The sequence below is a fragment of the Streptomyces sudanensis genome (assembly GCF_023614315.1).
Taxonomy (GTDB): Bacteria; Actinomycetota; Actinomycetes; order Streptomycetales; family Streptomycetaceae; genus Streptomyces; species Streptomyces sudanensis.
Genome location: NZ_CP095474.1, coordinates 1827085 through 1835290, shown reverse-complemented (window position 1 = coordinate 1835290; position 8206 = coordinate 1827085). Strand labels below are relative to the sequence as shown.

Annotated in this window: 6 protein-coding genes and 4 pseudogenes; 7 read left to right on the top strand and 3 right to left on the bottom strand. The window is 77.3% G+C overall.

Annotated features, from left to right (window positions below):
- Window positions 1-5: 5 nt before the first annotated feature.
- The coding region (locus MW084_RS08520) for a hypothetical protein (RefSeq protein WP_275563537.1) at window positions 6-509 on the bottom strand (504 nt) is incomplete at its 3' end.
- A 215-nt stretch (window positions 510-724) separates the two neighbouring features.
- On the opposite strand from MW084_RS08520, the gene MW084_RS08515 reads away from it, so the two are divergent.
- Together MW084_RS08515 and MW084_RS08510 are read left to right on the top strand one after the other, a co-directional pair.
- Entirely contained in the window at window positions 725-1426 is a 702-nt protein-coding gene (locus MW084_RS08515; RefSeq protein WP_010468554.1) for an NADPH-dependent FMN reductase, read from the top strand.
- Between the two features lie 236 nt (window positions 1427-1662).
- Window positions 1663-2343, top strand: coding sequence for a SanA/YdcF family protein (locus tag MW084_RS08510; RefSeq protein ID WP_010468556.1), 681 nt, complete (start codon window positions 1663-1665; stop codon window positions 2341-2343).
- Between the two features lie 68 nt (window positions 2344-2411).
- Here the strand turns inward: MW084_RS08510 and MW084_RS08505 are convergent, their stop codons facing one another.
- Complete coding sequence (locus tag MW084_RS08505; protein ID WP_010468558.1) at window positions 2412-2837, bottom strand: gamma-glutamylcyclotransferase family protein; 426 nt, start codon at window positions 2835-2837, stop codon at window positions 2412-2414.
- Window positions 2834-3154 (bottom strand): divalent-cation tolerance protein CutA, encoded by a 321-nt coding sequence (gene cutA, locus MW084_RS08500; protein ID WP_010468560.1) that lies wholly within the window; start codon window positions 3152-3154, stop codon window positions 2834-2836. The genes MW084_RS08505 and cutA overlap by 4 nt, the downstream gene beginning before the upstream one ends.
- 256 nt (window positions 3155-3410) lie before the next feature.
- Between cutA and MW084_RS08495 the strand changes: the two are divergent.
- The 5 genes and pseudogenes from MW084_RS08495 to MW084_RS08475 form a co-directional block, all read left to right on the top strand.
- A pseudogene (locus MW084_RS08495) lies at window positions 3411-3654 on the top strand (deoxyguanosinetriphosphate triphosphohydrolase); the annotation flags it as partial.
- Window positions 3655-3681: 27 nt separating this feature from the next.
- Window positions 3682-4778, top strand: a 1097-nt coding sequence (locus MW084_RS08490; RefSeq protein WP_275563536.1) for a deoxyguanosinetriphosphate triphosphohydrolase, incomplete at its 5' end; no start/stop codon positions are given.
- 108 nt (window positions 4779-4886) lie between these two features.
- Window positions 4887-6139: pseudogene (locus MW084_RS08485) on the top strand (NAD(P)/FAD-dependent oxidoreductase); the annotation flags it as partial.
- Window positions 6140-6236: 97 nt separating this feature from the next.
- Window positions 6237-7615 (top strand): annotated as a pseudogene (gene dnaG, locus MW084_RS08480) (DNA primase); the annotation flags it as partial.
- A gap of 29 nt (window positions 7616-7644) precedes the next feature.
- A pseudogene (locus MW084_RS08475) lies at window positions 7645-8152 on the top strand (DNA primase); the annotation flags it as partial.
- Window positions 8153-8206: the final 54 nt, after the last annotated feature.

Genomic DNA, 8206 nt, shown 5'->3' with positions numbered 1-8206 from the left:
GNNNNGGCGCCGGCCGCGACGGCGCCGGCCAGGACCGCCGCGCCCGTCGCGATCCGCGTCGCGTCGGGGCCGACGCTGCCGCCCACGCCCGTCTTCACATGGCCGTGCGGCCCGTCGTGGGTCGGGTGGTGCGTCGGGTGGTGGGTGGGGCCGGAGTGCCGGACCATCAGATGGCCCAGGGCCGTCCTGCCGTTGTCGCAGGCCACGCCGATGCCGTAGGTGCCCGGCTTGACGTGCTCCGGGACGCGGAAGGTGCCGACCGCGAGGCCCTTGTGGGCCCCGGGGCGCACCTTGAACCGTCCGGCGCCGAGCGCCCGCGCGTCGCCCACGCCGTACCCGTCCGGCCCGCAGGCACGGGTGCTGACGGTGACGCTCGTGCCGGGGCGGGCGACCGAGGGGGACACCTCCAGGGTCCCGAAGTCGCCGGCGTGCGCCGCGGGGGCGGCGAGGGCGCCGAGGCAGGCGACCGCCAGCGCGGTACCGGTCAGCGAGCGGGCAGTGGTGCGCATGGGGTCCTCCGGGCAGCGCTTCGGGCTGGTGTCCTGTCTTCGAGACAAGACCGCCACCGCCCGTGACGCCTGCTGACGATCCGTCGAAAAAACCCCTTGGCATGGGCGTCTTCGCAGGTCGGAGCCGCGAGCCGGGCACTTCGGCGGGGTGTTCCGAACGGGTGACGGAGCTCTCGCTTGACCTCGACTTTGGTTGAGGTAGGAGGGTCTGGCGCATGGACACCACCACGAACCCCACCACGAACCCCGCCACGGACCCCGCCACGGACCCCGCCACGGACCCCGCCACGGACCCCGCCACGGACCCCGCCACGGACCCCGCCACGGACCCCGCGCCCGCGGGGCGGCCCCTGAGGCTGGTCCTGATCGTCGCCAGCAACCGCGAGGGCCGCTTCGCCCCGACCGTCACCGACTGGTTCCTCTCCCGTGTCCGGCCGCGCGCCGACTTCACCGTCGACGTGATCGACCTGGCCGAGACCGACCTGCCGACCGCCCTCTCCCAGGACCCGCCGCCCGCCGCCCGCGCCGAACTGGCGAGGACCGGCTCCAGGCTCGCCGCCGCCGACGCGTTCGTCGTCCTCACCCCCGAGTACAACCACTCCTATCCGGCGCCCCTGAAGAACCTCGTCGACTGGCACTTCTCCGAGTGGCAGGCCAAGCCCGTCGCCTTCGTCTCGTACGGCGGGATCTCCGGCGGCCTGCGCGCCGTCGAGCACCTGCGCCAGGTCTTCGCCGAACTGCACGCGGTCACCGTCCGCGACACGGTCTCCTTCCACAACGCGGGCGGCCTCTTCGACGGGGACGTGCTCAGGGACCCCACCGGGCCCGACGCCGCCGCGAAGCGGATGCTCGACCAGCTCGGCTGGTGGGGCCGCGCCCTGCGCACCGCCCGCACCACCCACCCCTACGCGGGCTGAGAGGCGGCGGCCGGGCCGCCCGGACCGCCCCTCACCGGCCCGCGCCCCCACCGGCGGTGCGCGACCCGGTGCGGGCGGGCCCCGAGTGACCCGCCCGGCGGAGTCCGCCCGGTACGGCGGGGGACGCACGTCACACCCGCCGCCCGGCCGCCCGGCGAACCGGGGGCCGCGTCCGCGCGTCGGACAGGTCGGGGGGAGCACGCGGAGCGCGTGCGGCACACCGGGGAGGGGCACGCATGCGGAACCGAACACGCCGGCCGGTGCCGGGCACGCGGCGGGGACGGCGGCGGCTGGTCCAGGGGGTGATGCTGGCCTGCGTCCTGGCGCTCGCACCGGCGACCTGGCTGCACACGAGCACCGCCGGCAGCCTCCGCACGGCGGCCGGCGCGCCGGCCCGCGACGTGGCCGTCGTCTTCGGCGCCGGCCTGTGGAAGGGCCGCCCCACCGGGTACCTGGCGCACCGCCTCGACACGGCCGCCGAGCTGTACCGCGCCGGCCGGGTGAAGGTCGTCCTGGTCACCGGCGACAACGGCCGCGCCGGCTACGACGAGCCGAGCGCCATGCGCGCCTACCTCGTCGAGCGGGGCGTGCCCGGCACGCGGATCGTCGGCGACCACGCCGGCTTCGACACCTGGGACTCCTGCGTCCGCGCCAAGCGGATCTTCGGCGTCGACCGGGCCGTCCTGATCACCCAGGGCTTCCACATCCGGCGCGCGGTCGCCCTCTGCCGCGCGGCCGGCGTCGAGTCGTACGGCGTCGGGGTCGCCGAACCGCACGACGCCACCTGGTACCACGGCGCGTTCCGCGAGCTCGCCGCCGCGGGGAAGGCCGCCGCGGACGTGGTCCTGCGGCCCGACCCGGTGTTCCTCGGCCGTGCGGAGACCGGCGTCACCGAGGCCCTCGCGTCGGCCGGCTGAGCCCGGCCCGGCCGGGACCCGCCGGGCCGCGCCCGGTCGGCGCCGGCGCCCCGCGCACGGCGGGGACGCTACGCGCCCCGGGGCGGCCGGCGGCCGAGCCAGTCGTCGCCGGGTATCCGCGGCCCCGGCACGGCGCGGGCCGCCGCCACGTACACCCACGCCGGCACCAGGGCTCCGTCCCGCTGCCGCACCACGTCGCAGCGCCTGCGCTCGTACAGGTTCAGCGGGTGCCCGGGGCCGTGGTACTCCTCCAGCCGGTCCAGGGCGGACAGCAGCCCGCCGTACGCGCCGGGCGCGGCGCGCACCAGCTCCCCGGCGACCTCGCCGGTGCCGCCGCGCACCGCGTACGGGTAGCCGGGCCCGTCGTGGAGGGCGGCGCCCGGCAGCCGCGCCGGTTCCGCCGCGGCGGTGCGGCCCCGGAGGAGCAGGGCGTGGTTGCGCTCGCCGGGCCGCAGCGTCCCGTACACGAAGAACGGCAGCTCGCCGGCGGTCATCCGGCCGTCTCCCGCTCCACCCACGCCAGGTAGCCGCCCTCGCCCCGCACCACGGGCACGGCGACGACCTGCGGGGTGTCGTAGTCGTGGTGGCGGCGGATGTGCTCCTCCAGCGCGTCGTACCGCGCGGCGGCCGTCTTGAACAGCACCCGCCACTCCCGCGCCGTCTCGACGGCGCCCTCCCACCGGTACACCGAGGCCACCGGCCCGGAGACCTGCGCGCACGCGGCGAGGCGCGCCTCCACCGCGCTCCGCGCCAGCGCCTCGGCCTTCGCCTCGTCGTCGGTGGTGGTCAGTACGGTCAGAACCTCGGTCACGCTCGCGCACCTCCGGGTGGGACACCGCCGTCGCCACCAGGATGGCAGCCGCGCGGGCGCCGGCCGGGGCGGGGTGCGGGGNGCGGGCGGTCCGGGCGTTACCTATNTNNCCNCNCGNNNTCNNNCGGNCNGCTCCCGCGCCCGCGCCGCCCCGGTCGCGGCCGGACCGCCGGCCGCGCGGCCTCCCCGGCGTCCCGCGCACCCCGCCCGACCTGTCGCCGGGCCCGCCGCCGGCCCCGGCGGTTACCGTCACTGCATGGACGGCACGAACGGCACGGACGGCATGGACGGCACGACCCCCCGGGACGGCGCGTACGACGCGGCGGCCACCGAGCGCCGGGCCGCCGAGCCCGACAAGCGCCCCGGGCGCACCGCCTTCCAGCGCGACCGGGCGCGCGTCCTGCACTCCTCCGCCCTGCGGCGCCTCGCCGGCAAGACCCAGGTCGTCACCCCGGGCACGCCGCCCCGCGTCCCCGGGAGCGCCGCGGCGGGGCGCACCCNNNNCCCCGCCTGGGACGCCAGCCCCNGCACCCGGCTCACCCACTCCCTGGAGTGCGCCCAGGTGGGCCGGGAACTGGGCGCCGCGCTCGGCTGCGACCCCGACCTCGTCGAAGCCGCCTGCCTCTCCCACGACATGGGGCATCCCCCGTTCGGGCACAACGGCGAGCAGGCCCTGGACGAGTTCGCCGAGGACTGCGGCGGCTTCGAGGGCAACGCCCAGTCGCTGCGCCTCCTCACCCGCATCGAGCCCAAGCGGTTCTTCCCCGATCCCGGCACCGGCGACCTCGTCAGCGTCGGCCTCAACCTCACCCGTGCCGCCCTCGACGCCGCCACCAAGTACCCGTGGCCGCGCGGCGCCCACCCCACCGACCCGCGCTCCCCGAAGTTCGGCGTGTACGAGGACGACCTGCCCGTGTTCGCCTGGGCCCGGCAGGGCGCCCCCGCCGGGCAGACCTGCTTCGAGGCGCAGGTCATGGACTGGTCCGACGACGTGGCCTACTCGGTGCACGACTTCGAGGACGGCCTCCACGCCGGCTACATCGACCCCGCCCTCCTCCTCTCCGGACCCGAGCGGGCCGGCGTCTGGCGCGTCGCCGCCGGCCGCTACGTCCCCGCCGGCACCGACCCGCAGGAACTCGCCGACGCCCTCGACCGGCTCCTCGGCCAGGAGTGGTGGCCGCGCGACTACGACGGCACCGCCCTCGCCCAGGCCCGCCTCAAGGACGCCACCAGCCAGCTCATCGGCCGCTTCTGCCTCGCCGCCGAGGGCGCCACCCGCCAGGCGTACGGCTCCGGCCGCCTCACCCGGTACGGCGCCCGGCTCGTCGTCCCCCGCGAGACCCGCAACGAGTGCGCCGTCCTCAAGGCCGTCGCCGACCGGTACGTGATGCAGCGCGCCGAGCAGGAGGCCCTCCGCGCCGACCAGCGCGTCGTCATCGCCGAACTGGCCGACGCGCTCCTCCGGCGCGCCCCCGACGGACTCGACCCGCAGTTCCGCGCCCTGTTCGACGCCGCGCCCGACGACCGGGCCCGCAAGCGGGTCGTCGTCGACCAGATCGCCTCCTTCACCGACGCCACCGCCCGCGCCCTCCACGCGGGCCTCACCGCGCCCCGCGCCCGGTAGGCCCTCCTCCGCTCCCGCGCGGGCCCCGGGGCGGGCGGCGGCCGGACGAGCGCCGCGCGGCGTAGCGTGGAACGGGACGCGGTACGCATTCCGGGCGGGAGGCGGCAGGTGGCCGACGCGGACGGGACCTTCGTGATCGTGGGCGGGGGGCTGGCCGGCGCCAAGGCGGCGGAGACCCTGCGCGCGGAGGGGTTCCCCGGCCGGGTGGTCCTCGTCGGCGACGAGACCGAACCCCCCTACGAACGGCCGCCGCTGTCCAAGGGCTACCTGTCCGGCGAGGAGGACCGCGACGGCGTCCTCGTCCACGAACCCGCCTGGTACGCCCGGTCCGGCATCGAGCTCCTCCTCGGCCGCCCCGCCACCGCCGTCGACCGCGACCGCCGGGAGGTCCGCCTCGGCGACGGCACCGCCGTCCCCTACGACCGGCTCCTCCTCGCCACCGGCGCCGAACCCCGCCGCCTCGACGTCCCCGGAACGGACCTCGACGGCGTCCACCGCCTGCGCCGCCTCCACCACGCCGACCGCCTCCGCGCCGCCCTCGCCGGCCTCGGCCGCGACAACGGCCACCTGGTCGTCGCCGGCGCCGGCCGGCTCGGGCTGGAGGTCGCCGCCGCCGCCCGCGGCTACGGCGCCGAGGTCACCGTCGTCGAACCGGCCGCCACCCCGCTCCACCGGCTCATCGGCCCCGAGCTGGGGCAGGTCCTCACCGAGCTGCACGCCGAGCACGGCGTCCGCTTCCGGTTCGGGGTCCGCCTCACCGGGATCGTCGGCCAGGACGGCGAGGTCCTCGCGGCCCGCACCGACGACGGCGAGGAACACCCGGCGCACGCCGTGCTCCTCGCCGTCGGCGCCGTTCCCCGCACCGCGCTCGCCGAGGCCGCCGGGCTCGCCCTCGCCGGCCCCGCCCACGGCGGCGGCATCGCCGTCGACGCGTCGCTGCGCACCTCCGACCCGCGCGTCCACGCCGCCGGGGACGTGGCGGCCGTGCACCACCCGCTGCTGGGGGTGCGGCTGCGCTCCGGGCACCGGGACGGCGCCCTCCACGGCGGACCGGCCGCCGCCCGCGCCATGCTCGGCCGGGACGTGTCGTACGACCGGCTGCCGTCCTTCTCCTCCCGCCAGTACGGCCTCGCCCTGGAGCACTCCGGCTGGGCGCCGCCCGGCTCGTACGACCGGGTGGTGCTCCGCGGCGACGTGGGCGGGCGCCGGTTCCTCGCGTTCTGGCTGAAGGACCGCCGGGTCCTGGCCGGGATGAGCGTGGGCGCGGGGGACGGCGCGGGGCGGGTCCGGGACCTGGTCCGCGCCGGCGCGGCGGGCGCCGCCGTCGACCCGGAGGCCCTGGCCGACCCGTCGGCCCCCAANGNNTGCGCCCTGACCCGGGCNCGGCCCGNCCCGGNNCCCCGGAGGGCGGGCCGCGCCCCCGCCGAGGCCACCTCCGGGCCCCCGTAGAATCCCCGCGTGGCAGGCAGGATCAACGACGACGACGTGAAGGCGGTGCGGGACGCCGTCCCGATCGACGCCGTCGTGTCCGAGTACCTCCAGCTGCGCAGCGCCGGCGGCGGCAACCTCAAGGGGCTGTGCCCCTTCCACGACGAGAAGTCCCCCTCCTTCCAGGTCAGTCCCAGCAAGGGCCTCTTCCACTGCTTCGGCTGCCAGGAGGGCGGGGACACCATCGCCTTCGTCATGAAGATCGACCACCTCTCCTTCTCGGAGACGGTGGAGCGGCTCGCCGCCCGCGCCGGGATCACCCTCCGCTACGAGGAGGGCGGCTACAACCCCACCCACCAGCGCGGCGAGCGCATCCGGCTGATCGAGGCGCACAAGGCCGCCGCCCAGTACTACGCCGAGCAGCTCGGCGGCGCCGAGGCGGAGGTCGGGCGCCGGTTCCTCGCCGAGCGCGGCTTCGACCAGGCCGCCGCCGGGCACTTCGGCGTCGGCTACAGTCCGGCCGGCTGGGACCACCTCACGCGCCACCTGCGCGGCAGGGGCTTCTCCGACAAGGAGCTGATCCTCTCCGGGCTGTCCCAGGACGGCCGCCGCGGCCCCGTCGACCGCTTCCGCGGCCGGCTGATGTGGCCCATCCGGGACGTGGCCGGCGACGTGGTCGGCTTCGGCGCCCGGCGCCTGCGCGACGACGACAACGGCCCCAAGTACCTCAACACGCCCGAGACGCCGATCTACCGCAAGTCGCAGGTCCTCTACGGCATCGACCTCGCCAAGAAGGACATCGCCAAGGCCAGCCGCGCCGTCGTCGTCGAGGGGTACACCGACGTCATGGCGTGCCACCTCGCCGGCGTCACCACCGCCATCGCCACCTGCGGCACCGCCTTCGGCGGCGACCACATCAAGATCCTCCGCAGGCTGCTGATGGACAACGGCTCCGCCCGCGTGATCTTCACCTTCGACGGCGACGCGGCCGGCCAGAAGGCCGCGCTGCGGGCCTTCGAGGACGACCAGAAGTTCGCCGCCGAGACGTACATCGCGATCGCCCCGGACGGCATGGACCCCTGCGAGCTGCGCCTGGCGAAGGGGGACGAGGCCGTGCGGGAGCTGGTCGAGCCGCGCACCCCGCTGTTCGAGTTCGCGCTGCGGCAGATCGTCAACCGGTACGACCTGGAGACCCCGGCCGGCCGCGCCGCCGCCCTCGACGAGGCCGCACCGGTCGTCGCCCGGATCAAGAACGTCGCCTCGCAGCACGAGGTCGCCGTGGAACTGGCCGGGATGCTCGGCATCCTCGACACGCAGTTCGTCGTCAAGCGGGTCGCGCAGATCGCCCGGTGGGCCCGCGAGCGCGGCGGCGCCCCCGACGGCCGCCCCCGCCCCGGCGCGGGCCCCGCNGGCCCGCCGAGNCNGCCGCGCGCCCCCNGGCGCCCGCCTTCACCGGCCCGGCGCTCAACCTCCGCAGTCCCGCCCACCGCACCGAGCGGGAACTGCTGAAGCTGGCCCTGCAGTACCCGGCGCTCGTGTCGCCCGCGTTCGACGCGTACGGCGCCGACGAGTTCACCGCCCCGCCCTACGCCGCGGTGCGCCGCACCATCGCCGAGGCGGGCGGCGCCGCCGGGGGCGTCGACGACGCGCCCGGCTACCTGGCCCGCGTCCGGGAGGCCGCCCCCGACGACACGGTCCGCGCGCTCGTCACGGAGCTGGCCGTGGAGGCCGTCCTCGCCCGCACGGTCGACGAGGCGTACGCGGGGGAGCAACTGGTCCAGGTCCGCCTCCGCGCCGTGGACCGCCGCGTCCGCGAGGTCCAGGGCACCCTCGCCCGCCTGGGCGCGCACGGCGACCCGGAGCGGCTCGCCGCCGTCCAGAACGAGCTGTGGGTCCTCCAGCAGTACGGCCAGTCGCTGCGCAACCACGGCGTCGCCGCCCTCTGACCGGTCCGCCCGGCCGCCCCGCGGACGCCCCGCCCGGGCCGCCGCGCGCCTCCC

Bases quoted from the DNA above. Each gene is read 5' to 3' on its own strand.
- MW084_RS08510 (WP_010468556.1), top strand. From the start codon at position 1,663: ATGCGGAACCGAACACGCCGGCCGGTGCCGGGCACGCGGCGGGGACGG.
- MW084_RS08505 (WP_010468558.1), bottom strand. From the start codon at position 2,837: ATGACCGCCGGCGAGCTGCCGTTCTTCGTGTACGGGACGCTGCGGCCC.
- MW084_RS08515 (WP_010468554.1), top strand. From the start codon at position 725: ATGGACACCACCACGAACCCCACCACGAACCCCGCCACGGACCCCGCC.